Source organism: Paraburkholderia sp. FW306-02-B, assembly GCF_058782725.1.
Genome location: NZ_JBYSXZ010000001.1, coordinates 4,214,742 through 4,236,535 on the forward strand (window position 1 = coordinate 4,214,742; position 21,794 = coordinate 4,236,535).

Genomic DNA, 21,794 nt, shown 5'->3' on the forward strand with positions numbered 1-21,794 from the left:
GGGGAAAACGGCTGGCCGCGCGCGCTATGCAGAAGCGCCGACACGGCTATTTAACGCCATTCAATGCAGCACGAGTTTCAGTGCGGCGACCAGTTGGGCGTTTTCGTCAGGGGAACCGACGGTCAAACGCACACAATTGGCCAGCAATGGATGCATTTTACTCACGTTTTTGATCAAAACCCGTGCCGCCAGCAGCGTTTCGAACATAACGGATGCATCGGGCACCCGCACCAGCAGGAAGTTGCCGGCGCTCGGGAACACTTCGGCGCCCGGCAATTGGGCCACGGCTTGCGCCAGTTTCGTGCGTTCTTCGCGCAGTTGCGCGGCCTGGGTGTCGAGCACATCGACATGGTCGAGCAGGAAATCGGCGGCGGCTTGCGTCAGCACGTTAGTGTTGTACGGCGGCCGCACTTTGTCGAATTCGGTCAACCACGCGGGCTTGCCGACCAGATAACCGAGGCGGATCCCGGCCAGACCGAGCTTGGACACCGTGCGCATCACGACGACGTTGTCGAACGCATCGGCGCGCGGCAGCCAGCTTTGCTGCGCGAACGGCTGATAAGCCTCGTCGATCACCACGAGGCTCCTGTTCGCCGCGGCGATGATGCGCTCCATGTCGGCGTCGTCGTAGAGCGTGCCGGTCGGATTGTTCGGGTAGGCCAGGTAGACGATGGCCGGCGCATGCTCGGCGATCGCGGCCAGCATGGCCTCGGTGTCGAGTGTGAAGTCGGCCTTCAGCGGCACGCCGATGAACTCCAGATTCGCCAGCTTCGCCGACATCTGGTACATCACGAAACCCGGCATCGGCGCGAGCACCTTGGCGCCCGGCTTGGCGCACGCGATCGACACCATGCTGATGATTTCATCCGAGCCGTTGCCGAGCAGCACGTCGCAGCCGGCCGGCACGCCCATCACGCGCTTGATCTTCTCGATCAGCGCTTCCGGACGCGGCGCCGGATAACGGTTCAGCGCGACGCCGGCCAGATGCTCGCCCAGATGCGCGGCCAGCACCGGCGGCAGCGGAAACGGATTTTCCATCGCGTCGAGCTTGATGTAGCCCGTCGCGTCCGGAACCGGATAGCTCGTCATCGCGAGCACGTCGCGGCGGATGATGTCTTGAGGTGTCGTCATAAGTCAGCGGATCGGGCCGCAAGGGAGAATCCGGCCTGGCATCGGCGGCAGGCCGGCCGCTCCAGGTGGGTCTGTATTTTGTCGTTATTTAACGGGAAACCGCGCGAATTCCGTCGGTGGAGTTCGCGGGCATCGGTTCGATGCCCGCCTGCGCCATCATCAGGTTCTCCGCATTCGGCCTCGTTCAGCCGTGCATTGAGCCGCGCTTTTAGCCGTTTTGCCGCATCCGGTATTCGGCGCTGCGGGCATGCGCCTGCAGGCCTTCGCCATAGGCGAGTTCGGCGGCGATCTCACCGAGCGTCTGCGCGCCTTCCGCACTGACTTCGATCACGCTCGAGCGCTTGAAGAAATCATAGACACCCAACGGTGATGAAAACCGTGCGGTGCGAGACGTAGGCAGCACGTGATTCGGCCCCGCGCAGTAGTCTCCGAGGCTCTCGCTGGTGTAGCGGCCGAGGAAGATCGCGCCGGCGTGGCGGATCAGCTTGCCCCATTGATGCGGCTCCAGCGCGGAGATTTCGAGGTGCTCCGGCGCGATGTCGTTGGCGATCGCGCAGGCTTCGGCCATGTCGCGCACCTTGATCAGCGCGCCGCGGCCTTCGAGCGATGCGCTGATCACGTCCCGACGCGGCATGGTCGGCAGCAGTTCGTCGATCGCGTCCTGAACACGGCCGATGAACGCGTCGTCCGGGCACAGCAAAATGGATTGCGCGAGTTCGTCGTGCTCGGCTTGCGAGAACAGGTCCATCGCGACCCAGCGCGGATCGGTGGTACCGTCGCACAGCACCAGAATTTCCGACGGCCCGGCGATCATGTCGATGCCGACCGTGCCGAACACGCGGCGCTTGGCCGACGCGACGTACGCGTTGCCCGGGCCGCAGATCTTGTCGACAGGAGGCACGGTTTGCGTGCCGTACGCCAACGCGCCCACGGCCTGCGCGCCGCCGATCGTGAACACGCGATCCACGCCGCCCAGCAAGGCAGCCGCCAGCACCAGCGGATTCTTCACGCCGTCCGGCGTCGGCACGACCATGATGATTTCGCGCACGCCGGCCACCCGCGCCGGAATCGCATTCATCAGCACCGACGACGGGTACGCCGCCTTGCCGCCCGGCACGTAAATACCCGCGCGATCCAACGGCGTGACCTTCTGGCCGAGCACAGTGCCGTCGGCTTCCGTGTACTGCCAGCTATGGCTGCCGCACTCGATCTTCTGCTTCTCGTGATAACCGCGCACGCGCGCAGCCGCCGCTTCGAGCGCCGCGCGACGCTTCGGTTCGAGGCCTTCGAGCGCCGCTTCGAGTTCCGACATCGGCAACTCGAGCGCCTCGACGCTCATCGCATCGACGCGGTCGAAGCGGTTCGTGTACTCGAGCACCGCGGCATCGCCGCGCGCCTTCACGTCATTCAGAATCTGCACGACCGAGCGCTCGATTGCTTCGTCCTCGCTCGCCTCGAACGCGAGCACCGCGTGCAGCGACTTCTGGAAGTCGGGAGCCGTGGAATCGAGTTTGCGAATCTTGATAGACATACGGGTATCCGTTTCGGTAAGGCGCGCTTTACAGCGGGGTCGAACTACTCAGGCCGCCGCGGCGCCGGGCTTCGACGCGCGTTCGAACGCGTCGAGGATCGGCCGCAGCGCGGCGCGCTTGAGCTTCAGCGCCGCCTGGTTCACAACGAGGCGCGAAGAAATCTGCATGATCTCCTCCACCTCGACAAGATTGTTGGCGCGCAAGGTATTGCCCGAACTGACCAGGTCGACGATCGCGTCAGCGAGGCCAACCAGCGGCGCCAGTTCCATCGAGCCGTACAGCTTGATCAGGTCGACGTGAACGCCCTTGGCGGCGAAATGTTCGCGCGCGGTTTCGACGTATTTGGTGGCCACACGCAGGCGTGCGCCCTGGCGCACTGCGCTGGCGTAATCGAAGCCCGCCGCCACTGCGACCGACATCCGGCAACGCGCAATATCCAGATCGACCGGCTGATACAGCCCGCTGCCGCCATGTTCGAGCAGTACGTCTTTGCCGGCCACGCCGAAGTCGGCGGCGCCGTACTCGACGTACGTCGGCACATCGGTCGCGCGCACGATGATGACGCGCAGGTTCGCATCGGTGGTCGGCAGGATCAGCTTGCGGGACGTTTCCGGGTCTTCAGCCACTTCGATGCCTGCTGCGGCGAGCAACGGCAGCGTCTCTTCGAAGATACGCCCTTTCGACAAAGCCAGCGTGAGCGGCGCGCTCACCGCCGGCGACGACGACGTTTGCGGCATCGAACTCATGCCTGGCTCCCGGCAATGCGGCGCACTTTCGCGCCGATGGCGGTGAGCTTGGTTTCCATCCGGTCGTAGCCGCGGTCCAGGTGATAGATACGGTCGATCAGCGTTTCGCCGTCGGCACGCAGCGCGGCGATCACGAGACTCGCCGACGCGCGCAGGTCGGTGGCCATCACCTTCGCGCCTGAGAGCTTATCGACCCCGGTCACGAGCGCGGTGTTGCCGTCGATCGTGATGTTGGCGCCGAGGCGGTTCAATTCCTGCACATGCATGAAGCGGTTTTCGAAGATCGTTTCAACGACTTGCGAAGTGCCGTCAGCGATCGTGTTCAGCGCCATGAACTGCGCTTGCATGTCGGTCGGGAACGCGGGGTATTCGGAAGTGCGGAAGGTAACCGCGCTCGGACGCTTGTCCATGCGCACGCGCATCCAGTCCTCGCCTTCCTCGATCGTCACGCCCGCTTCGCGCAGCTTGTCCGTCACGGCTTCGAGAATCAGCGGACGCACTTTGCGCAACGTGACATCGCCACCGGCGGCAGCCACCGCGCACAGGAACGTGCCGGCTTCAATGCGATCCGGAATCACCGTGTGCTTCGCGCCATGCAGCTTGTCGACGCCTTGAATCACCAGACGATCCGTGCCAATGCCTTCAATCCTGGCGCCCATCGAGACCAGCAGATGCGCGAGGTCGCCGACTTCCGGCTCGCGCGCGGCGTTCTCGATCACCGTTTCGCCTTCGGCCAGTACGGCCGCCATCAGCAGGTTCTCAGTACCGGTCACGGTGATCATGTCGGTCACGATGCGCGCGCCCTTCAGACGCTTCGCGCGTGCTTCGATGAAACCGTGCTCGATCGTGATCTCGGCGCCCATCGCCTGCAGACCCTTGATGTGCTGATCGACCGGACGCGCGCCGATTGCGCAGCCGCCCGGCAGCGACACCCTGGCGTGACCGAAGCGCGCGACCAGCGGGCCGAGCACGAGGATCGACGCACGCATCGTCTTCACCAGTTCATACGGCGCGACGAGGTTATCGACCTTCGACGCATCCAGCGACACACGCCCCGCGCCGCTCTCGATACGCACGCCCATCTGGCCGAGCAGCTTGAGCATCGTGCGCACGTCCTGCAAATCGGGCACGTTTTCCAGATGCACCGGCTCCGCGCTGAGCAGACCCGCGCACAGGATCGGCAACGCCGCGTTCTTCGCACCCGAGACGACGACTTCACCCGAAAGCGGGTAGCCACCTTCAATGACGAGTTTATCCATGCCTGTCAGTTCCTGATCTACCCGGGCTTCAGCCGGGCCTGCTTTGCCTGTGTTCGACGCGCCGCTACCGACGTCGCGCCCTTCTTGAGTAATTCGCACTAAATTTCCAGATTACGCGTTCTGCCATTCGGCGGGCGTCAGCGTTTTCATGCTGAGCGCGTGGATTTCTTCGCGCATGCGGTCGCCGAGCGCCGCGTACACGAGTTGATGGCGCTGGATCAGACGCTTGCCTTCGAAGCTCGGCGAAACGATGGTCGCAAAGAAATGCTGGCCGTCGCCTTCGACTTCGAGATGCTGGCAAGCGAGCCCAGCTGCAATGTATTGCTTGACCTGTTCGGGAGTCGGCAACATGAGAGAAGCTCCTGATCAGTGGCGCAGTTTGTAGCCGGAGGCAAGCATACGCATCGCCACCACGGCCAGCACCACAAAGAAACCGGCAACAATCGCGAGGCTCACGAGCGGATCGATATCCGACATCCCGAAGAAACCGTAGCGAAAGCCGTCGATCATGTAGAAAAAGGGATTGAGCCGCGACACTTCGCGCCACACCGGTGGCAGCGTATGCGTCGAGTAGAACACGCCCGAGAGGAACGTGAGCGGCATAATCAGAAAGTTTTGAAATGCGGCAAGCTGATCGAACTTTTCGGCCCAGATCCCGGCGATCAATCCGAGCGTGCCGAGGATCGCCGCGCCGAACACCGCGAACAGAATGATGTACAACGGCGCGCTGAAGCTGACCGGCACGAACCAGATCGTCACGATGAACACGCCGAAGCCGACCGCCAAGCCACGCGCGACGGCGGCGAGCACATAGGCGCCGAACATCTCATAGTGCGACAGTGGCGGCAACAGTACGAACACCAGGTTGCCGGTAATCTTCGACTGGATCAGCGACGACGAGCTATTCGCAAACGCATTCTGCAACACGCTCATCATCACGAGACCCGGAATCAGGAAGCTCGTGTATTCAACGCCCGGATACACATGCACGTGATCGCGCAACGCGTGGCCGAAAATCGTCAGATACAACAGCGCGGTGATGACGGGCGCCAGCACGGTCTGGAACGACACCTTCCAGAAGCGCAGGATTTCCTTGTAAAACAGCGTGCCGAATCCACTATAGCCGCTCATGCAAGCCCCTCGATCACTTCCGGATCGTTCATCACCTGAACGAACACATCTTCGAGGTCGGCTTTGCGGACCTCGATTTCTTCGAATGTACAGCCCGCTGCGCGGCACTGCGCGAGGATCCGCTCGACGTCGTCGTAGCTCGCCAGACGCAGCAGATGCTGACGGCCATTGCCGTTACCCGCGCCGCTTTCCACTTCGAGCGAACGCAGCTCGACGGGCAACGCGCCTTGCGCGAAGCGCAGGAACAATTGCATGCCCGCAAAGCGTTGCAGCAGCGTGCTGGTGCGCTCGAGCGCGACCACTTCGCCGCGCCGCAACATCGCGATACGGTCGCACAGCGATTCGGCCTCTTCCAGATAGTGCGTGGTCAGCACGATCGTGTGACCTTCGCGATTCAGGCGCGAGATAAATTTCCACAAGGTTTGACGCAATTCCACATCGACACCCGCGGTCGGCTCGTCGAGCACGATCACCGGCGGCCGGTGCACCAGCGCCTGCGCGACCAGCACGCGGCGCTTCATGCCGCCCGACAGCGCGCGCATGTTGGCGTCGGCTTTGTCCGTGAGGTCGAGATTGGCCATGATCTCGTCGATCCACGCGTCGTTATTGCGCAGGCCGTAGTAGCCGGACTGAATACGCAAGGTTTCGCGCACCGTGAAGAACGGATCGAACACGAGCTCCTGCGGCACCACGCCGAGCGCGCGGCGCGCCAGACGGAAATCGTCGACGACATCGTGCCCGCGCACGGCGATACTGCCTTCATCGGCACGCGCGAGACCGGCGAGGATGCTGATGAGCGTCGTTTTGCCCGCGCCGTTCGGACCGAGCAGTCCGAAAAACTCGCCTTCTTCCACCGTGAAGCTGACGCCCTTGAGCGCCTGCAAGTCCTTGTAGCGCTTCTTGACGTTACGAATTTCTATGGCTGACATGACTGTGCGCCGCGGGCATCGCGGCGCCTAAAGGAGCCCTAACGGGGGCGCAAAAGTGCTGGAAGGAACGAAATTGGGGCCGGTTATGTGCCCCAAAAAACGTTTGATTATAGGGCAAAAATCGACAGCCCCTGCTCGGCCAGGGGGATTGGGAGTGACGCGACCAACGCGTCAATTAGACGTCAATGAAGCGTCAATGTCGCGCCGATAGGAGGGTATCGACGCCGTAGGCTTGCGCGAGACTGGCGAGACCAGCCGGCAGATTGACGATCTCGAACGCCGCGCCGCGTGCCTGGGCGGCACGCTGCCACGCGAGCAGCACGGCAAGCGCGGACGAATCGAACTGCGCGAGCGGCGCGCAATCGACACCCTGCGCGCCCGCTGCGATCCGCTGCAAACCCGCCGCGAGCGCGGCTTTCGCGCTCGCGTGGGTGAGCGTCGCGCCGCTGTCGAAGCGGCTTACGACGGGGCTCAGCACCTCGCTCACGACTGCTTGCCCGAGGCCAGTTGCTGATTGCGCTGCGTGAGGAACTGGATCAGTCCGTCCACGCCCTTTTGCTGGATCTGCTCGTTGAACTGCTGCTGATACGCCTGGATCAGCCATGCGCCGAGCACGTTGATGTCATACACGCGCCAGCCTTGCGGCGTCTTGTACAGACGGTAGTCGAGTTCGATCGGCGAGCCGTTGTTCATCACCACCGAGCGCACCACCGCGTCGGTGTCGTCCGGGTTCATGCGGAATGGCTTGTACTGAATCTGCTGGTCGCGGACCTGGGCGAGCGCGCCCGAGTACGTGCGGATCAGCAGCGCCTTGAACTGCTCGACCACGGCGTTTTGCTGGTCCGGCGTGGCGGTACGCCAGTTGCGGCCCATCGCCAGTTGCGTGGTACGGCGGAAGTCGGTGTACGGCAGGATCTTTTCGTTGACAAGACGCGTGATGTGCGAGATGTCGCCTTGCTGGATCGACTTGTCGGCGTGGATCGCGTCGATCACCTGCTGGGTGACGGTCTTGACCAGCGTATCCGGCGAACTCGAATCGACGGTTTGTGCCGATGCACCGGCACTTCCGAACGAGAACAACGCAACGAAGAACGGAATCAGAAAGAATTTTTTCATATCGAGCCTTGCCTTAAAAATGGTGCAACCGTTTGAGCCGACATTAACACGCGAGTTCAGCAGCAATCCATGCGCAAACTGCGAGAGTCGTATCGAGGTGTTACGGCTGCACAATCAATGCAATTTGAATGATGGAAAGTTAAAACGCGTCGGCGGGACCAGTTGGCCGGCCGGAATCTGGGTCGTTTCGGGACCGCCGTTCATATCGAGCGGCGGCGTTTCCGACGTGCCGGACGCGGCTTCGGGCGCAGCCGCATGACTGGTCGTACCTGTCGTCGCGCCGGTCGCCGAAGCCGCCTGGGGCGCTGTGGCCGCCTTCGCTGCAGCACCCTGCGTGCCTGCTGCAGCCGCGCCGCCGTCGACGTCTTCGTACTTCGGCAGCGGCGCTTCGTCGCCGTAATTCGGCAGCGCCTGCGCTTGCTTGCCGTCCGACAGCAGATACTGACGGCGTTGCAGATACGCATTACGCACGAACGAGTACTTGTCGAGCGCGGCGCCTTCCAGCACTTCGCCCGCGCTAAGCAGATTCGCGCGCGTGTTGATCACGTTCAGGCCGTACAGCGCCCAGCTCAAACCCGGCGGATCGATGTAGCTTAGCGGGTTCACATAATAGTTGCCGATCGAACCGACCGCGTCGCGCACCGTGCTCGGCCCGAACAGCGGCAGCACGAGGTAAGGCCCCGCCGGCACGCCGTAGTGGCCAAGCGTCAGACCGAGGTCGTTGTCATGCTTGGGCAGCTTCGCGAGCGTCGCCACGTCGAACAGGCCGCCGACGCCGAACACCGTGTTGATCACGATCCGCATGATGTCTTCGACGCCGTCAGTGATCTTCAATTGCAGCAGGTTGTTGGCCGCGATGTAGACGTCGCCGATATTCGAGAAGAAGTTGGTGACGCTGTCGCGCACCGGTTGCGGCGTCGCCCAGACGTAGCCCTTCGCGACCGGCTTCAGCGCGTACTGGTCGAGCTTGTCGTTGACGGTGAAGATCGTGCGGTTGAAGCCTTCCAGCGGGTCGCCCTTGGTCGGCGTCTGCACGGTCGTGCAGCCAGCGAGCGTGGCTACCGCCACTGCCAGCGTCGCGACCTGGAATGCGCGCACGCCTCTGATCCTTATGGTCTGCATTCTTGTTCTCCTTATTGACCAGCCGCGCCGGAGGCGGGCGGGGTCGGTGCCGGAACCGCGGGCGCTGGCGCCGCGGCAGGTGCAGCAACAGATGAGCCGGATTTGGACGCGCCCGAGTCTGCCGCCTTGCTGTACAGAAATTGTCCGATCAGGTTTTCCAGCACGATCGCCGATTGCGTCATGGAGACGGTGTCGCCCGCTTTGAGCATCTCGCTGTCGCCGCCGGGTTCAAGCCCGATGTATTGCTCGCCGAGCAGACCCGATGTCAGGATCTTCGCCGAGCTGTCTTTCGGAAACTGGTATTGCTTGTCGAGATCGATCGTGACGACCGCCTGATACGCGTTGCTGTCAAAGCCGATCGACGCGACCCGGCCAACCGTCACGCCCGCGCTTTTCACCGGCGCGCGCGCCTTCAGTCCGCCGATATTGTCGAACTTGAGCTTGACCGCGTACGTTGCCTGAAACGACAACGAGCTCATGTTGCCGGCCTTCAGCGCGAGAAACAGCAACGCCACGAAACCCAACACCACGAACAGGCCGACCCAGAAGTCGAGAGCAGTCTTTTTCATCGTCATCCCAAAGTGAATCCGCCGCGCCATCCGCACTTCCGCCGCGCGCGACCAGTGACGCGCCCGCCGACGGAAAACGTGCGGCGCAGTCTTAACTGAACATCAGTGCAGTCAGCAGAAAATCGAGGCCGAGCACCGCAAGCGACGCGTACACGACGGTCTTGGTCGTGGCGCGCGACACGCCTTCCGGCGTCGGCTTGGCTTCGTAGCCCTGAAACAGCGCCACGAACGTCACCGCGAAGCCGAACACCACGCTCTTGATGACCCCGGCGCCGACGTCGCGCCAGACATCGACGCCACCTTGCATCTGCGACCAGAACGCGCCGGCATCGACGCCGATCAGCAGCACGCCCACCACATAACCGCCTAATACGCCGACGGCGCTGAAAATCGCGGCCAGAATCGGCATGGAAATAATGCCTGCCCACAGGCGCGGCGCGACCACGACCTTGACCGGGTCCACCGCCATCATTTCCATCGCGGTCAGTTGCTCGCCCGCCTTCATCAGGCCGATTTCGGCCGTCAGCGACGTGCCGGCGCGCCCCGCGAACAGCAGCGCGGTCACCACCGGCCCGAGTTCGCGCACCAGCGAAAGTGCGACCAAGAGCCCGAGCGCCTGTTCGGAGCCGTAGCGGTTCAGCGTGTAGTAGCCCTGCAAGCCGAGCACGAAGCCGACGAACAGGCCCGACACCGCGATGATCACCAGCGAATAATTGCCGACGAAGTGGATCTGCTTTGTGACAAGGCGCGGACGGCGCAGCAAGGGGAAAAACTCGAGCACCAGCCTGAAGAAGAAGCGCGTGGCGTAGCCGGCCATTCCCAGCCCGTCGAGCACCGAGCGACCGAGTGTACTGATCATGACTGCCCCCCGCCGATGCCGAAATCCGCCGCGAGTGGCGTGTTGCTGGGATAGTGGAATTTGAACGGGCCGTCCGGCGCGCCGTCGATGAACTGGCGCACCGTAGGATCGGTCGACGCGCGCAACTCGGCCGGTGTGCCTTCAGCGTGAACGCCGCCGTTGGCGAGGAAATACACGTAATCGGCGATCGCGAACGATTCGGGCACGTCGTGCGTGACGAGGATCGAGGTTGCGCCAAGTGCCTGATTCAGCGCGCGAATCAGGTTCGCGGTAATGCCGAGCGAGATCGGATCGAGGCCGGCGAACGGCTCGTCGTACATCATCAGATCGGGATCGAGGGCAATCGCGCGAGCCAGCGCCACGCGCCGCGCCATGCCGCCGGAAATCTCGGACGGCAGCAGATCGCGGGCGCCTCGCAGGCCGACCGCATTGAGCTTCATCAACACGAGGTCGCGGATCAGTTCTTCGGGGAGGTCGGTGTGCTCGCGCAGCGCGAAGGCGACGTTTTCGAACACCGACATATCGGTGAACAGCGCGCCGAACTGGAACAGCATGCCCATCTTGCGGCGCAGCGCGTAGAGGCCTTCGCGCGCCTGCTGGCCGACGTCCTGGTCCTCAAACAGGATCTGGCCGCGCTGTGCGCGCACCAGACCGCCGATCAGACGCAGCACTGTGGTTTTGCCGCAACCCGAGCCGCCCATGACCGCGACGACCTGGCCGCGCTTGAAGCGCAGATTCAGGCTCGACAGGACGAGCCGGTCGCCATAACCGAAGTCGACGTCGCGCAGCTCGAGTAAGGTCTCGGGGGAGGAAGACACGAAACTGACAGTCCTTTTACACGGAAGGCCGAATTATAGGGCCATCATGCGAAAGTTGCCGTGAGGTGCCCTGTCCCTTTACTCAAGTTGACGATTATTGCGTAAACGCTTGTTGCAGTGCAGAAACGGCGGCAGCCGGATCGGCCGCTTCCGTCACCGCCCGCACCACCGCTGCGCAACCCACGCCGGTCGCCAGCACGTCCGGCAACACCTGCAGGTCGATTCCGCCGATCGCCACGAGCGGCACGACGCCGTCGAGCAGCCGCACGTAACGCGCGAGGCGCCTCAGGCCCTGCGGCGCCGTGGGCATGACTTTGGTGGTGGTGGGGAACACCGCGCCCAAGGCAATATAGCTTGGCCGGAAATGCAGCGCGCTCAGAATCTCGTAGAAACCGTGAGTCGACAAACCGAGCCGGACACCCGCCGCGGCAAGCGCCGACAAGTCGGCGGTATGGACATCTTCCTGGCCGAGGTGGACGCCGTATGCGCCCGCCGCCAGCGCGGCTTGCCAGTGATCGTTGATGAAAACCTGGGCGTCGTGCTCGCGGCCGGCGGCGACACAGCGGGCGATTTCGCGCTTCAGTTCATCGGCGGGTTCGGCCGATTTGCGACGCAACTGAACGGTTTTCACGCCGAAGCCCACCACGCGCTCGACCCATTCCGCGGTCGGCAGCACCGGATATAGGCCCAGCCGGTCCGGGCAACGCGCGAACGCTTGCGCCGGCGCGTCCGGCAAACCGGCGATACGCGGGAAACGCCCGAGGCCGGCCGGAAATGCGTCGTCCGCACGGCTTTCGTCGCCGTCGCGCCAGGCCAGCGCCAGCACCAGCGCGTCGTGCGGATCGAAACCGCAGTCCAGAAACGCCGCCAGCGCGGCGATCCAGTCTTCCGCCAGATGGCCCTCCAGACGGTATTTCTCGCCGCCCAGATGCAGCGCCGCGCGGTTCTCCGCGGCTTCGATCACGCCCGCGCCCCGCACCAGCCAGCGCGCCACCTCCTCGCCATGCTGCTGCGCGTCGGCGACGATGATCAGGTCGCCGCCGTTCGGCTCGTCCGGCGCGGTCAGGCAGATGCGCCACGGCGCGTGCGTCGGCGGCCAGTCGCCCAGACGGGCGCGGATGCGCTCGGCGGCTTCGGTGAGTTCGTCGGCGGGCGGCCAGAAGAGGTCGCGATCCTTCAAAAGCAAAGTCTGCGTCATGCGGCGCTCCCGTCCTGATGCCAGAACGGCATGCCGACCACCGGCGTGCTCGCATGCGCGCTTTCGCGCTCGGCCATCGGTCCCGCCAGAAAGGCCTGGCGGCCCGCCTCGACGCCCAGCGCGAAGGCGCGCGCCATGGCGTCGGGATGCGTCGCCTGCGATACCGCGGTGTTCAGCAGCACGCCATCGAAGCCCCACTCCATTACCTGCGCCGCATGCGACGGCACGCCGAGACCCGCATCGACAATCAGCGGCACATCGGGCAGCCGTTCGCGCAACACACGCAGGCCGTACGGATTGATCACGCCCTTGCCGGTGCCGATCGGCGCGCCCCACGGCATCAGCGCTTCGCAGCCCGCGTCCAGCAGACGGCGGCCGATCACCAGATCTTCGGTGCAATACGGCAGGACCTTGAAACCGTCCTTGATCAGCTGCGCGGCCGCTTCGATCAGGCCGACCGGATCGGGCTGCAACGTGTAGTCATCGCCGATCAGTTCGAGCTTGATCCACTCGGTTTCGAAAATCTCACGCGCCATGTGCGCGGTCGTCACCGCCTCGCCCACTGTCAGGCAACCGGCCGTATTCGGCAGCAGCGGCACGCCATGGCGCTTGAGCAGATCGAAGAAGCCGGCTTCGGCGCCGCCTTCGTTCATCTGCCGGCGCAGCGCGACGGTGACCATGCCGGGCCGCGCGGCGTCGATCGAATCGGACAGCGATTGCAGCGACGGATAGCGTGAGGTGCCGAGCAGCACGCGGCTGGCGAAGGTCTCGCCGTACAGCGTGAGCGCGTCGACGGGTCGGGGGGAAGTCATTTGCATAATCCTTGTCTCCGGCAATGCGTGGCGGTTCAGTCGGGCCTCGACGAGGCTCAGCCGCCGGCCACGGGTTGCACGACATCGAGCTTGTCGCCCGGCTGCAGCGCGCGCGCCGCATGCTGGGTGCGCGCGACGAAATCGCCGTTCAGCGCGACCGCGAACGGCGGACGCGCGCCGAACGCGGCGAGCGCATCGGCGACTGTCGCGCCTTCGGGCAGCGACAACGGCTTCTGGTTGATATGAATGTCCATGGTGTTCGAATACGGTTCAATCGATGGCGGTAGCGGCGTGGCGTGCAATGCGTGCATTAAAAACCGCAGCGCTCATGCCGGCTCACGCGTGGAATCCAGTTGAAACAGCTCGCTCCAGCGCGCGTCGCGTTGCCAGTCCGCAAACGCATCGGCATCGCCGATGCGGCCGTCGAGCAGCGCCGCGGCGAAGCGCACGGCTTCGTCGGCGACTTCGGGCACGATCATGTAGCCGTGCCGGTACAGGCCGTTCACGCGCAAGGTCTGCGCGCCGTCCCACAGCAACGCCGGACGGTGGTCCGGCAAAGTCGGGCGGCACTGCGAATTCAGTTCGAGGATGCGTGCCTCGCCAAAACCGGGATGCACGGAAAACGCCGCGCTCAGCAGTTCGAGCGCCGAGCGCACGCTGACCGGCGACATGTCCTCGCCTTCCACCTCGGTTGCGCCGATCACGTAGAGATCGTCCTGCTTCGGCGCGATATAGAGCGGATAGCGCGGATGCAACAGGCGCACCGGCCGCGTCAGGTTGATACCGGGCGCATGCACGCGCGCGACTTCACCGCGAATGCCGCGCAATGTAGGCAGAACCGCCTTCGCGCCGAGACCGCGACAATCGATCGTGACGCGCGCGGGCGGCAACGCATGATCGTCGACAGCCGTGTTCCAATGCGTTTCGACGCCGCGCTCGGCAAGGCCCGCGGCCAGCGCGGACAATACCTGGCGGTTATCCAGTTGCCCTTCGCGCGGCAGCAGCCAGCCCTGATTGAAGCGGCCCGCCAACGCGGGTTCGGCGGCGCCGACCTGCGCGCCGGCGAGCGTCACAAAGCCGCCGTCGAGCAGTTCGGCAGGCGCGTTCGAGCGCACCCGGCGTTCGAACAGCGGCGCTTCGGTGCGGTCGGCATGATGCCATACGACCAGCGTGCCGTTGCGCTGGAAAAACACCGGCTCGGGCAATTCGGCCAGCACACGCGGCCAGCTTTCGAGCGAGCTCGCGCCCAGCCGCGTAATCAGCAACTCGGCGCTGGCGGCCTCGGCAAGCGGCGCCAACATCGCCGCGGCGACCCACGCGGCGGCTTGCGAACCGGCCGCGTCGCCGCGCTCATAGAGCGCCACGCGATACCCTTGCCCGGCAAGACGCCACGCGACGAGGCGTCCGCACAGGCCGCCGCCGAGCACCGCGAAATCGGGTTGAGCAGGACGGTTCATCGTGCGCACTCCCGATCACCGCAACGGCAAGCCAAGCTAAAGCAGCGCGGCACGCCGACGGCAGCGTGGCGAAGAGCAAAACTCATGTCTGAAGAATAGGCGGTCATCGAGTCCTTTCCGTACGGCAACAAGCGCACGTACCCAGGACGAAACCGGCGGGTAAGGCCGGCCGGGCAACACGCGCGCCCAAATGACGGACGCCGCCCGGCGGGGAATGGAAGACTGGCTGCTTCCGGAAACTTCCCGCGCCGGTATTACCCGGATCGGGTGCAAAGGGTCTCTCTCAGCCTCGCTGCCGCTGCGTGGACATCCACGCTGCCGGTGTGCGAAGCACCCCTGTTTCGTCGAAGGTCATTAGACCATAAAAGGCGCGACGCCCGCAAACCAGCGGGACACGCGGTCGCCCGCAGTTGATCCAGCACCATCCTATCGATTCATCAATACGGCCGTGCGCGCCGCTCTGGCACAATGCCGAGACCGGATGCCGCAGGAGCCTGGCGTCGGCGGCACGCTTCGCCGCCAGCGCGACGGCGGCATCGAGGCGAGTCCTTCATGCGGAAATTAATTTTCGCTTAAGGGGGCCACGCCAGAATCGGACGCTCACTCGGGCGTGCGTTCGTCGAGCACGACGCCCGGGCATGCGCCGCAAACCCGCCGTGGATCAACCCGATACAGGTCTGCTCCACATGGGCCAGCACTACATCAGGATGCTCATGACACCGAATACCTCTGCCAGCCCCGTGCTGCCGCCGGACGACAAAGTCTCCGCCTGGAGCCTGATCAAACCTTACTGGGTCTCCGAAGAACGAAAAACGGCGTGGGGCTTGCTCGTCGCGATCATCGTGATGAATCTGCTCGTCGTGTGGATCAACGTGCGCCTGAACCGCTGGAGCGCCGACTTCTACAACGCGCTGCAAACCAAGAACGTGCACGATTTCCCGCACCTGTTGATGGTGTTCTCGGGGCTCGCGTTCGCCTTCATCATCCTCGCGGTGTACGGCCGCTATCTGCGGCAGATGCTCGGCTTCCGCTGGCGCCAGTGGCTGACCACGCGCTATCTGAACGAATGGCTGCACGACAGCGCCTTCTACCGGATCGAACGCGACCGGCTCGCCGACAACCCCGACCAGCGGATCAGCGACGATCTGCAATCGTTCGCCACCACCACGCTGTCGTTGACGCTCGATCTGCTGTCAACGGTCGTCACGCTGGTGTCGTTCATCACGATTCTGTGGTCGCTCGCCGGTGCGCTAACCGTCTCGCTCGGCGGCATGCCGGTGCAGATTCCCGGCTACATGGTGTGGGCCGCGGCGCTCTACGCGGTGGCCGGTTCGCTGATCATCCAGAAGGTCGGCCATCCGCTCGTGCCGATCAATTACCAGGCACAGAAAGTCGAGGCGGATTTCCGTTTCGGCCTGATCCGTCTGCGTGAAAACGCCGAGCAGATCGCCTTCTACAACGGCATGGAAACCGAGAAGACGAACACGCACACGCTGTTCGGCCGCATTCGCGACAACTGGTGGCAGGTGATGAAGTACACCAAGCGGCTCACCTTTGTGTCGGCTTTCTATGGTCAGATCGCGATCATCTTTCCGCTGGTGGTCGCCGCGCCCCGCTACTTCGCGGGCGCCTTTACGTTCGGCGTGCTGATGCAGATTTCGAGCGCGTTCGGCACCGTCAGCGATTCGTTTTCGTGGTTCATCAACAGTTACACCAGCCTGGTGGAATGGCGCGCTACAGTGAACCGGTTGCGTGAATTCAAGCGCGTCGTGCATGCGCCGCATCTGAAGGAGTCGGTGTCGCCGGCTACCGCGCATGGCGGCATCAACCTGCATTTCGTCGACGACGACAAGCTTTCCACCGAAGGCCTCAAGCTCGCGTTGCCGAATGGCAACCCGCTGTCGCGCATCCGCGATATCGCGATTCAGCCGGGCTCGCGCTGGCTGGTGCGCGGTCCGTCCGGCTCGGGCAAGAGCACGCTGATGCGCGCACTCGCCGGGCTCTGGCCATTCGGCGACGGCTCGATCGACGCGCCGGTCAACGCGCGCATGATGTTCATCCCGCAGGTCAGCTACATGCCGATCGGCACGCTGAAAGCGGCGCTCGCCTACCCGTCCCCCGCCGATACCTATACCGACGACGAATGCCGCGAAGCGCTGCGCGTCTGTCATCTGTCGGAGTACGCGGACCGGTTGCAGGAATCGGGACACTGGACGCGGATTCTCTCGCCGGGCGAACAACAACGCCTCGCCGGCGCCCGTGTACTGCTGCACAAGCCCGACTACCTGTTCCTCGACGAAGCGACCAGCGCGCTCGATGCAGAAAACGAAGCGCGTCTTTACCACCTGTTCACCGAACGGCTGCCGAAGGCGGCGATCGTCAGCGTCGCGCATCGCGAATCGCTGTCGGCGTTCCACGCGGAAACGCTCGACGTCGAACGCTCGGACGAACCGGTCGCCGCATGAGCGGCGCTGAACTCGAGCGCGTCGTCCTGAGCGCCGGCTGCGGCATCGGCGCTGCGCTGGCCCGGCGCATTGCCGCGCCGCACGCGGCGTTGATGTTGCACGCACGCGGCGCCGATGACGAGGCGCGCCAACGGCTCGCCCAAGTCGCCGCCGATTGCACCGCTAACGGCGCAAGCTGCGCGGCGGTGTTCGCCGATCTGGCCGAACGTGGCGCCGCATGGCGTGACGGTCAATTGCGTGGCGCCCGGCTACACCCGTAAAGATCGCGGCCCAAGTGCCGATAACACGTCGGCGTGGACCCGCGCCGCCGAAGCGACACCGCTCGGCCATGTCGCCGAACCCGCGGACATCGCCGCACTGATCGCGTTTCTGTTGTCGGACGAAGCGCGTCACATCACTGGCCAGGTGATCCACGTCGACGGCGGTCTCACGCTCGGCTGAGCGACACGCCGCAAGATCCGGAAACACGCGAGAAGAGTTAGAAAGCATTTGCGAAGCGGGCAAGCTGTTCCCCGCTTTGAAAATGCTCTGTAGCAGCGACGATTGCCGTGCGGGCCATACCACGTCCGGCCCGCCACGCCATTCACTGCTACTGGACTCTTCGCACATGTCATTCGATCGCCGCGCCCATCCTTTGACCCAGCGCCTCGCGCTTGCTCTCGGCGCAGCGTTGCTGCTCTCGAGCACCGCATACGCTGCGCAAGCCACCCAGCCCAACGAGCCGGCGGACGTTTGCCCCGCGCTCAAACACATCGTCGAAGCAGCCGACTTCAAGCAACTGCACGCACAACCTGCCGCGCAACTGCCGGGGTTGCCGGACGCGGACGATTGCCGCGCGAACAGCCACTCGTACGATTGCCACTGGCGCGCACATTGGCAAGCCGACGGCATCGTCAACGATCCACTCGAAGAATTCGGCGCCGATATCGCCGCATGTTTTCCGAACGTCGTGCACGACGTCAACACGCCGACGCGGCAGCATTTCATCGTGACCACCGCCGAGCGGCGCGTCAACGTCACTGCGAGCGTGCAAGGGCAAAACGAACTGCGCCTGCGCGTCACGCGCTGAGCGTGCGCTTGATCGCCGTTATCCATCGCCCTGTTTGCAGTCGCGAGGCACCCCGCACCATGACCTTCACGCCGAGCTCGCGCGCTATCGCTTTGAAGCGGGCCTCACTGGCTGGGTGGGTCATGTTGCGGCGGCCCGGCGCCCGGCTTGCCGCATCCACCCTCCTGGCGCTCGGCCTGAACGGCTGCGCATGGACGCTGATCTCGGCGGCCGACGCCACCGGTTCGGTGATTCAGGCGGGCTACGCGATCGCGGCGAACTATTCGTCGCCGACCTTCGTCAACGGCCGGCCGGCCACCGTGCATAACGTCTGCATCGAAGTGAATCAGGCGGTGTCGGTCGGCGATTTTGTGCCGGCGCTGCAACATGCGCTCGAGCGGCGCGGTATTCGTTCGGATGTCTACAATCCGGGTACCTCGCCGGCCGGTTGCGAGGCGCGGCTCGTCTATAACGCCGCGATCGATTACGGCCGCCGCTCGTTCAGCGACGAATCGGTTCAGTACCTGTCGATCATCGATCTGACGCTGCTCCAGCACGGCCGTATTCTGGTCACCGCGCGTTACCAGACCGGCGGCCTCAACGCCGATCGCTTCTCCAGCGCGTCGACCAAGCTCAACGGTTTGATTGACCGGATGGTGGTCGATCAGACCGCCCTCGGTCCGCAGCCGATGCAGACCATTCAAACTTCCCAGGCCAACTGAGCAGGCCGCTTGCTTTCTCTTACACGGGAAAGGATTCGAAAGCGTTACGCGCTTTGCGCCGCTCGCGCGGATCACTAAGATGACCTGGATGAACCCATCCATTCTGGTCGTCGACGACGACCCCGTCGTACGCGAGCTCGTCAGCCAATATCTGCAAGGGCGCGGTTTCAAGGTCTCCGTGCTCGAACACGGTATGGCGTTGCAGCGTAAATTACAGGACGACCGTCCCGCGCTGGTCGTGCTCGACATCATGATGCCGGAGCTCGACGGCATCAGTGCGCTGCGTGCATTGCGCGTCGCCGGCGACGATATTCCCGTGATTCTGCTGACCGCGCGCGCCGACGTGATCGACCGCGTGATCGGTCTCGAACTCGGCGCCGACGATTATCTCGGCAAGCCGTTCGAACCGAGCGAGCTGGTCGCGCGAATTCGTACGGTATTGCGCCGCCGTGGCGCGATTGCGCCGAGCGCGCCGGAGCATCGTGCGCCGTATCGCTTCGGCCGCTTCGAGGTGAACTTCCCAGCACGCGAATTGCGCCGCGACGGCGAACGCATCACGCTGCGCTCCAGCGAATTCGCGATGCTCAAGGTGTTCGTCACCCACGCGATGACCGTGCTGACGCGCGCGCAGTTGCTTGAGAAACTGCACGGCAATAGCGAGGCGCATCGCAATCGCAGCCTGGATGTGTCGATCTGGCGTTTGCGGCGGCTGATCGAAGTCGATCCGTCCGAGCCGCGCTACGTGCAAACCGTGTGGGGACGTGGCTATGTGTTCGTGCCGGACGGCGAAATCGGCGCGGCGGAGCGTAGCGCGCCGCCGCTCGCTTAGCGCGTAAAACGAAGTGCGCCTCGCACTCGAGGCGCCGACACGCTGATTCTAGAAAGTCAGCACGCTCAGGAACATTCGCTGCAGCCAGCCCATCGTCGTCGCGTCGGACACCATCCCCACGCCGGCCTGCTCGATGCGCGCGTTCGCGACTTTGCTCGAAGCAACATAATTGCCTGCTTCGATATCCTTAGGATTGACGATACCGGACAGGCGCAAGCGGTCACGGTTGCCGCTCATCGCGATAACCTTCTCGCCCGACACCACCAGATTGCCGGTAGACATCGTGCCGATCACGGTGACCGCCAACGTGCCCGTCATGCCGCTGACATCGGTGAGACTGCCCTGCCCTTTGTACTCGGTGCTGGCCGAGCCGATGTTGAAGAGCCTCGCGAGCCGCGCGGCCGCGTTGGTCGAATGATCGGCGGCGTCCGCGGTAATGCTGCTGGAACGGTTCGCCGCCGCGGTCGAGCTATTGCTGTCGCTATACGACTCCGCGAGGCGGATCGTCAGCACATCGCCGATATGCTGCGCGCGTGGTGTTTCGTAAAGCAGCAGCGGGGTGCCGGCCTGATAGATCGCGCCCTGCGTGTTGACGTTCAGCGGCGTCGACGCGAGCGGCGGCGACATCGGCGTCTCGACGATCGAGTTCTGGTTGCTGCTCGCGCAAGCCGCGAGGCAGGCCGCCGCGCTTAGCGCGACAGTGAGACGTAGCGCAGTCATGCGTGCTCCTTGGCCGGACCGGCCAGATTAAAAACGGACCTTGCGGCCCTCGTGCGGAAACGGTCACACGCGCGGTAGCCGAAGCGGCGCATCAACCCGCCTCGGCGCCGCTCGCCTCCCATTGCCGCACGACCGATTTCGCCCACGCGTCCGAACCCTTCAGCAGATAGGTGAGCGTGCCGTTGCGGGTGCCGGGCAGAAAACACAACGTGATCGAACTCACGGTGTTTTCCCAGACATACATCGGCATCGCCCCGGACGACGACGCTTTTTGCGTGACCAGACGCGGCGCGCCGTAACGGTCGGCAAGCGCGTCGCGCAGGTCTTCGGCGGTGACCTCGTCGATCACGAAAGAAATCTCGTACAGACGCAGCGCGCTCTGCCCGTCGACGCGAGCGAAGCGCAGCACATGCTCCTGCGCCGGTGCGCCGTCGACGACGGCTTGCGACACGGCCCAGCCTTCGTCGCCGCGATGCGCCCAGCGGCACGCGACCGTCAGACTCTCGTGCGATTTCAGGCGCATGCCGAGCGCGCCCGCCTGCACATCCGTCTCGCAGACAGGCACGCTGCCGAGCGGCGTCGCCCGCACGGTCGAACCCGAACGGAATTCGTCGAGCGTGATGCCGAGCGCGATGCCGCGAAACGCAAACGGGGCGTCCTGCGAACGCTTGCGCGCATCGGCGGACGCACCCTTCGACGCCGCGCTGGCCGCCGCTTCGCGCCCCGCCGGCTGCGCCTGTGCGGCCAACTGGGACATTGCGCCGAGCAGCGCCAATGCACAGGCAATCCGTTTGAGTGTCATGATTCAGTCGATGGCGGATGAACACGCGTCGAACGGCGTGGCCGCCGCATGGCCGATCACCGGGACGATTTTCAGCGTCGCCGACGCCAGCCGGCACGGCAGCGCGGCAACGCCGCAGCCGCCGAGCGGCAGCAGCGCCGCGCCGAGCGTCAACCACGCAGCGACACGTATGAAGCGGTCTAAAATTTTCGGGGTCGACACACGGGCCTCGGGGGTCAGGCGGTCGTGTTGACGTTATGCCCGACGAGCCCGGCAGGCACCGGCGGCAACGCCTGGGTGGCGGTGCCCCGTGCTTGCGGCGTCGCCGACTGGCTGCCCGGAGCCGCTGGCTTCTCCGCCGCCGGCGTGGGCGCTAGTGAAGAAAAGCGGGTTGAACTGAGATTGCTATGAACGGTCATGATGAGCCTCGCGTGGCGCTAGGTTTCGATTTCACGCCGCCTGTCGCGGGCCCAAGGCGTTAGGCTGTTTTCGACATGCGGCGCAACGTACTGCACGACGAATCATCTCGCCGCACGCGAGGTGGCGATGC

General features: G+C 64.3%; 25 protein-coding genes, 1 pseudogene and 1 riboswitch. Of the genes and pseudogenes, 5 read left to right on the top strand and 21 right to left on the bottom strand.

What is annotated here, in order from left to right; all coding sequences use genetic code 11:
- Positions 1-60 precede the first annotated feature (60 nt).
- The 17 genes from hisC to AC3WOG_RS18945 all read right to left on the bottom strand — a co-directional run bounded on the left by hisC (position 61) and on the right by AC3WOG_RS18945 (position 14,679).
- Positions 61-1,131 (bottom strand): histidinol-phosphate transaminase, encoded by a 1,071-nt coding sequence (gene hisC, locus AC3WOG_RS18865; RefSeq protein WP_492579364.1) that lies wholly within the window; start codon positions 1,129-1,131, stop codon positions 61-63.
- Between the two features lie 208 nt (positions 1,132-1,339).
- Positions 1,340-2,662: a histidinol dehydrogenase gene (gene hisD / locus AC3WOG_RS18870; protein ID WP_492579365.1), complete on the bottom strand. Its 1,323-nt coding sequence runs from the start codon at positions 2,660-2,662 to the stop codon at positions 1,340-1,342.
- 48 nt (positions 2,663-2,710) lie between these two features.
- Entirely contained in the window at positions 2,711-3,409 is a 699-nt protein-coding gene (gene hisG / locus AC3WOG_RS18875) for an ATP phosphoribosyltransferase (protein ID WP_341314143.1), read from the bottom strand.
- Positions 3,406-4,668 carry a UDP-N-acetylglucosamine 1-carboxyvinyltransferase gene (gene murA, locus AC3WOG_RS18880; protein WP_492579366.1) on the bottom strand — a complete coding sequence of 421 codons (1,263 nt, stop codon included), beginning with the start codon at positions 4,666-4,668 and terminating at the stop codon, positions 3,406-3,408. Before murA ends, hisG begins: the two co-directional genes overlap by 4 nt.
- Positions 4,669-4,779: 111 nt before the next feature.
- A complete protein-coding gene (locus tag AC3WOG_RS18885) occupies positions 4,780-5,019 on the bottom strand; it encodes a BolA family protein (protein WP_006052280.1) in 240 nt (79 codons plus the stop codon).
- 15 nt (positions 5,020-5,034) lie between these two features.
- Complete coding sequence (locus AC3WOG_RS18890; protein WP_341314141.1) at positions 5,035-5,799, bottom strand: ABC transporter permease; 765 nt, start codon at positions 5,797-5,799, stop codon at positions 5,035-5,037.
- Positions 5,796-6,728, bottom strand: coding sequence for an ABC transporter ATP-binding protein (locus AC3WOG_RS18895; RefSeq protein WP_492579367.1), 933 nt, complete (start codon positions 6,726-6,728; stop codon positions 5,796-5,798). Before AC3WOG_RS18895 ends, AC3WOG_RS18890 begins: the two co-directional genes overlap by 4 nt.
- Before the next feature lie 193 nt (positions 6,729-6,921).
- Positions 6,922-7,215: an STAS domain-containing protein gene (locus AC3WOG_RS18900; protein WP_492579368.1), complete on the bottom strand. Its 294-nt coding sequence runs from the start codon at positions 7,213-7,215 to the stop codon at positions 6,922-6,924.
- Positions 7,212-7,844 (bottom strand): MlaC/ttg2D family ABC transporter substrate-binding protein, encoded by a 633-nt coding sequence (locus tag AC3WOG_RS18905; RefSeq protein ID WP_341314138.1) that lies wholly within the window; start codon positions 7,842-7,844, stop codon positions 7,212-7,214. The genes AC3WOG_RS18900 and AC3WOG_RS18905 overlap by 4 nt, the downstream gene beginning before the upstream one ends.
- 114 nt (positions 7,845-7,958) lie before the next feature.
- A complete protein-coding gene (locus AC3WOG_RS18910) occupies positions 7,959-8,966 on the bottom strand; it encodes an MlaA family lipoprotein (protein WP_492579369.1) in 1,008 nt (335 codons plus the stop codon).
- 11 nt (positions 8,967-8,977) lie between these two features.
- Entirely contained in the window at positions 8,978-9,535 is a 558-nt protein-coding gene (gene mlaD, locus AC3WOG_RS18915) for an outer membrane lipid asymmetry maintenance protein MlaD (protein WP_492579370.1), read from the bottom strand.
- 91 nt (positions 9,536-9,626) lie between these two features.
- Positions 9,627-10,394 carry a lipid asymmetry maintenance ABC transporter permease subunit MlaE gene (gene mlaE / locus AC3WOG_RS18920; protein WP_492579371.1) on the bottom strand — a complete coding sequence of 256 codons (768 nt, stop codon included), beginning with the start codon at positions 10,392-10,394 and terminating at the stop codon, positions 9,627-9,629.
- On the bottom strand, positions 10,391-11,212 hold the full coding sequence (locus AC3WOG_RS18925) for an ABC transporter ATP-binding protein (protein ID WP_492579372.1): 822 nt from the start codon (positions 11,210-11,212) through the stop codon (positions 10,391-10,393). Before AC3WOG_RS18925 ends, mlaE begins: the two co-directional genes overlap by 4 nt.
- Before the next feature lie 94 nt (positions 11,213-11,306).
- A complete protein-coding gene (gene thiE, locus AC3WOG_RS18930; RefSeq protein WP_492579373.1) occupies positions 11,307-12,410 on the bottom strand; it encodes a thiamine phosphate synthase in 1,104 nt (367 codons plus the stop codon).
- Positions 12,407-13,222 carry a thiazole synthase gene (locus AC3WOG_RS18935; protein WP_492579374.1) on the bottom strand — a complete coding sequence of 272 codons (816 nt, stop codon included), beginning with the start codon at positions 13,220-13,222 and terminating at the stop codon, positions 12,407-12,409. Before AC3WOG_RS18935 ends, thiE begins: the two co-directional genes overlap by 4 nt.
- 56 nt (positions 13,223-13,278) lie before the next feature.
- On the bottom strand, positions 13,279-13,476 hold the full coding sequence (thiS, locus tag AC3WOG_RS18940) for a sulfur carrier protein ThiS (protein WP_028199627.1): 198 nt from the start codon (positions 13,474-13,476) through the stop codon (positions 13,279-13,281).
- Positions 13,477-13,548: 72 nt separating this feature from the next.
- Complete coding sequence (locus AC3WOG_RS18945; RefSeq protein WP_341314130.1) at positions 13,549-14,679, bottom strand: FAD-dependent oxidoreductase; 1,131 nt, start codon at positions 14,677-14,679, stop codon at positions 13,549-13,551.
- Between the two features lie 223 nt (positions 14,680-14,902).
- A riboswitch (TPP riboswitch) is annotated at positions 14,903-15,027 on the bottom strand.
- 365 nt (positions 15,028-15,392) lie between these two features.
- On the opposite strand from AC3WOG_RS18945, the gene AC3WOG_RS18950 reads away from it, so the two are divergent.
- From AC3WOG_RS18950 to AC3WOG_RS18970, 5 genes and pseudogenes are all read left to right on the top strand, one after another.
- Positions 15,393-17,144, top strand: a complete 1,752-nt coding sequence (locus AC3WOG_RS18950) for an ABC transporter ATP-binding protein/permease (protein ID WP_492579840.1) — start codon at positions 15,393-15,395, stop codon at positions 17,142-17,144.
- Positions 17,141-17,585, top strand: a pseudogene (locus AC3WOG_RS18955) (SDR family oxidoreductase). Before AC3WOG_RS18950 ends, AC3WOG_RS18955 begins: the two are co-directional and overlap by 4 nt.
- Before the next feature lie 166 nt (positions 17,586-17,751).
- Positions 17,752-18,213: a hypothetical protein gene (locus AC3WOG_RS18960; protein ID WP_492579375.1), complete on the top strand. Its 462-nt coding sequence runs from the start codon at positions 17,752-17,754 to the stop codon at positions 18,211-18,213.
- A gap of 59 nt (positions 18,214-18,272) precedes the next feature.
- Positions 18,273-18,914, top strand: coding sequence for a hypothetical protein (locus AC3WOG_RS18965; RefSeq protein ID WP_492579376.1), 642 nt, complete (start codon positions 18,273-18,275; stop codon positions 18,912-18,914).
- Between the two features lie 88 nt (positions 18,915-19,002).
- A complete protein-coding gene (locus AC3WOG_RS18970; RefSeq protein ID WP_492579377.1) occupies positions 19,003-19,743 on the top strand; it encodes a response regulator in 741 nt (246 codons plus the stop codon).
- Positions 19,744-19,791: 48 nt separating this feature from the next.
- Here the strand turns inward: AC3WOG_RS18970 and AC3WOG_RS18975 are convergent, their stop codons facing one another.
- The 4 genes from AC3WOG_RS18975 to AC3WOG_RS18990 all read right to left on the bottom strand — a co-directional run bounded on the left by AC3WOG_RS18975 (position 19,792) and on the right by AC3WOG_RS18990 (position 21,663).
- Positions 19,792-20,463 carry a flagellar basal body L-ring protein FlgH gene (locus AC3WOG_RS18975; RefSeq protein WP_492579378.1) on the bottom strand — a complete coding sequence of 224 codons (672 nt, stop codon included), beginning with the start codon at positions 20,461-20,463 and terminating at the stop codon, positions 19,792-19,794.
- Positions 20,464-20,554: 91 nt separating this feature from the next.
- On the bottom strand, positions 20,555-21,265 hold the full coding sequence (locus AC3WOG_RS18980) for a hypothetical protein (RefSeq protein WP_492579379.1): 711 nt from the start codon (positions 21,263-21,265) through the stop codon (positions 20,555-20,557).
- Between the two features lie 3 nt (positions 21,266-21,268).
- Positions 21,269-21,436, bottom strand: a complete 168-nt coding sequence (locus tag AC3WOG_RS18985) for a DUF6726 family protein (protein ID WP_492579841.1) — start codon at positions 21,434-21,436, stop codon at positions 21,269-21,271.
- A gap of 44 nt (positions 21,437-21,480) precedes the next feature.
- Positions 21,481-21,663 (bottom strand): hypothetical protein, encoded by a 183-nt coding sequence (locus tag AC3WOG_RS18990; protein ID WP_492579380.1) that lies wholly within the window; start codon positions 21,661-21,663, stop codon positions 21,481-21,483.
- Positions 21,664-21,794: the final 131 nt, after the last annotated feature.

Bases quoted from the DNA above. Each gene is read 5' to 3' on its own strand.
- hisC (WP_492579364.1), bottom strand. From the start codon at position 1,131: ATGACGACACCTCAAGACATCATCCGCCGCGACGTGCTCGCGATGACG.
- murA (WP_492579366.1), bottom strand. From the start codon at position 4,668: ATGGATAAACTCGTCATTGAAGGTGGCTACCCGCTTTCGGGTGAAGTC.
- AC3WOG_RS18885 (WP_006052280.1), bottom strand. From the start codon at position 5,019: ATGTTGCCGACTCCCGAACAGGTCAAGCAATACATTGCAGCTGGGCTC.
- hisG (WP_341314143.1), bottom strand. From the start codon at position 3,409: ATGAGTTCGATGCCGCAAACGTCGTCGTCGCCGGCGGTGAGCGCGCCG.
- AC3WOG_RS18990 (WP_492579380.1), bottom strand. From the start codon at position 21,663: ATGACCGTTCATAGCAATCTCAGTTCAACCCGCTTTTCTTCACTAGCG.
- AC3WOG_RS18945 (WP_341314130.1), bottom strand. From the start codon at position 14,679: ATGAACCGTCCTGCTCAACCCGATTTCGCGGTGCTCGGCGGCGGCCTG.
- AC3WOG_RS18965 (WP_492579376.1), top strand. From the start codon at position 18,273: ATGACCTTCACGCCGAGCTCGCGCGCTATCGCTTTGAAGCGGGCCTCA.
- AC3WOG_RS18975 (WP_492579378.1), bottom strand. From the start codon at position 20,463: ATGACTGCGCTACGTCTCACTGTCGCGCTAAGCGCGGCGGCCTGCCTC.
- AC3WOG_RS18890 (WP_341314141.1), bottom strand. From the start codon at position 5,799: ATGAGCGGCTATAGTGGATTCGGCACGCTGTTTTACAAGGAAATCCTG.
- thiS (WP_028199627.1), bottom strand. From the start codon at position 13,476: ATGGACATTCATATCAACCAGAAGCCGTTGTCGCTGCCCGAAGGCGCG.
- AC3WOG_RS18960 (WP_492579375.1), top strand. From the start codon at position 17,752: ATGTCATTCGATCGCCGCGCCCATCCTTTGACCCAGCGCCTCGCGCTT.
- mlaE (WP_492579371.1), bottom strand. From the start codon at position 10,394: ATGATCAGTACACTCGGTCGCTCGGTGCTCGACGGGCTGGGAATGGCC.
- AC3WOG_RS18970 (WP_492579377.1), top strand. From the start codon at position 19,003: ATGAACCCATCCATTCTGGTCGTCGACGACGACCCCGTCGTACGCGAG.
- AC3WOG_RS18935 (WP_492579374.1), bottom strand. From the start codon at position 13,222: ATGACTTCCCCCCGACCCGTCGACGCGCTCACGCTGTACGGCGAGACC.
- AC3WOG_RS18905 (WP_341314138.1), bottom strand. From the start codon at position 7,844: ATGAAAAAATTCTTTCTGATTCCGTTCTTCGTTGCGTTGTTCTCGTTC.
- AC3WOG_RS18895 (WP_492579367.1), bottom strand. From the start codon at position 6,728: ATGTCAGCCATAGAAATTCGTAACGTCAAGAAGCGCTACAAGGACTTG.
- mlaD (WP_492579370.1), bottom strand. From the start codon at position 9,535: ATGAAAAAGACTGCTCTCGACTTCTGGGTCGGCCTGTTCGTGGTGTTG.
- AC3WOG_RS18910 (WP_492579369.1), bottom strand. From the start codon at position 8,966: ATGCAGACCATAAGGATCAGAGGCGTGCGCGCATTCCAGGTCGCGACG.
- AC3WOG_RS18950 (WP_492579840.1), top strand. From the start codon at position 15,393: ATGACACCGAATACCTCTGCCAGCCCCGTGCTGCCGCCGGACGACAAA.
- hisD (WP_492579365.1), bottom strand. From the start codon at position 2,662: ATGTCTATCAAGATTCGCAAACTCGATTCCACGGCTCCCGACTTCCAG.
- AC3WOG_RS18980 (WP_492579379.1), bottom strand. From the start codon at position 21,265: ATGACACTCAAACGGATTGCCTGTGCATTGGCGCTGCTCGGCGCAATG.
- thiE (WP_492579373.1), bottom strand. From the start codon at position 12,410: ATGACGCAGACTTTGCTTTTGAAGGATCGCGACCTCTTCTGGCCGCCC.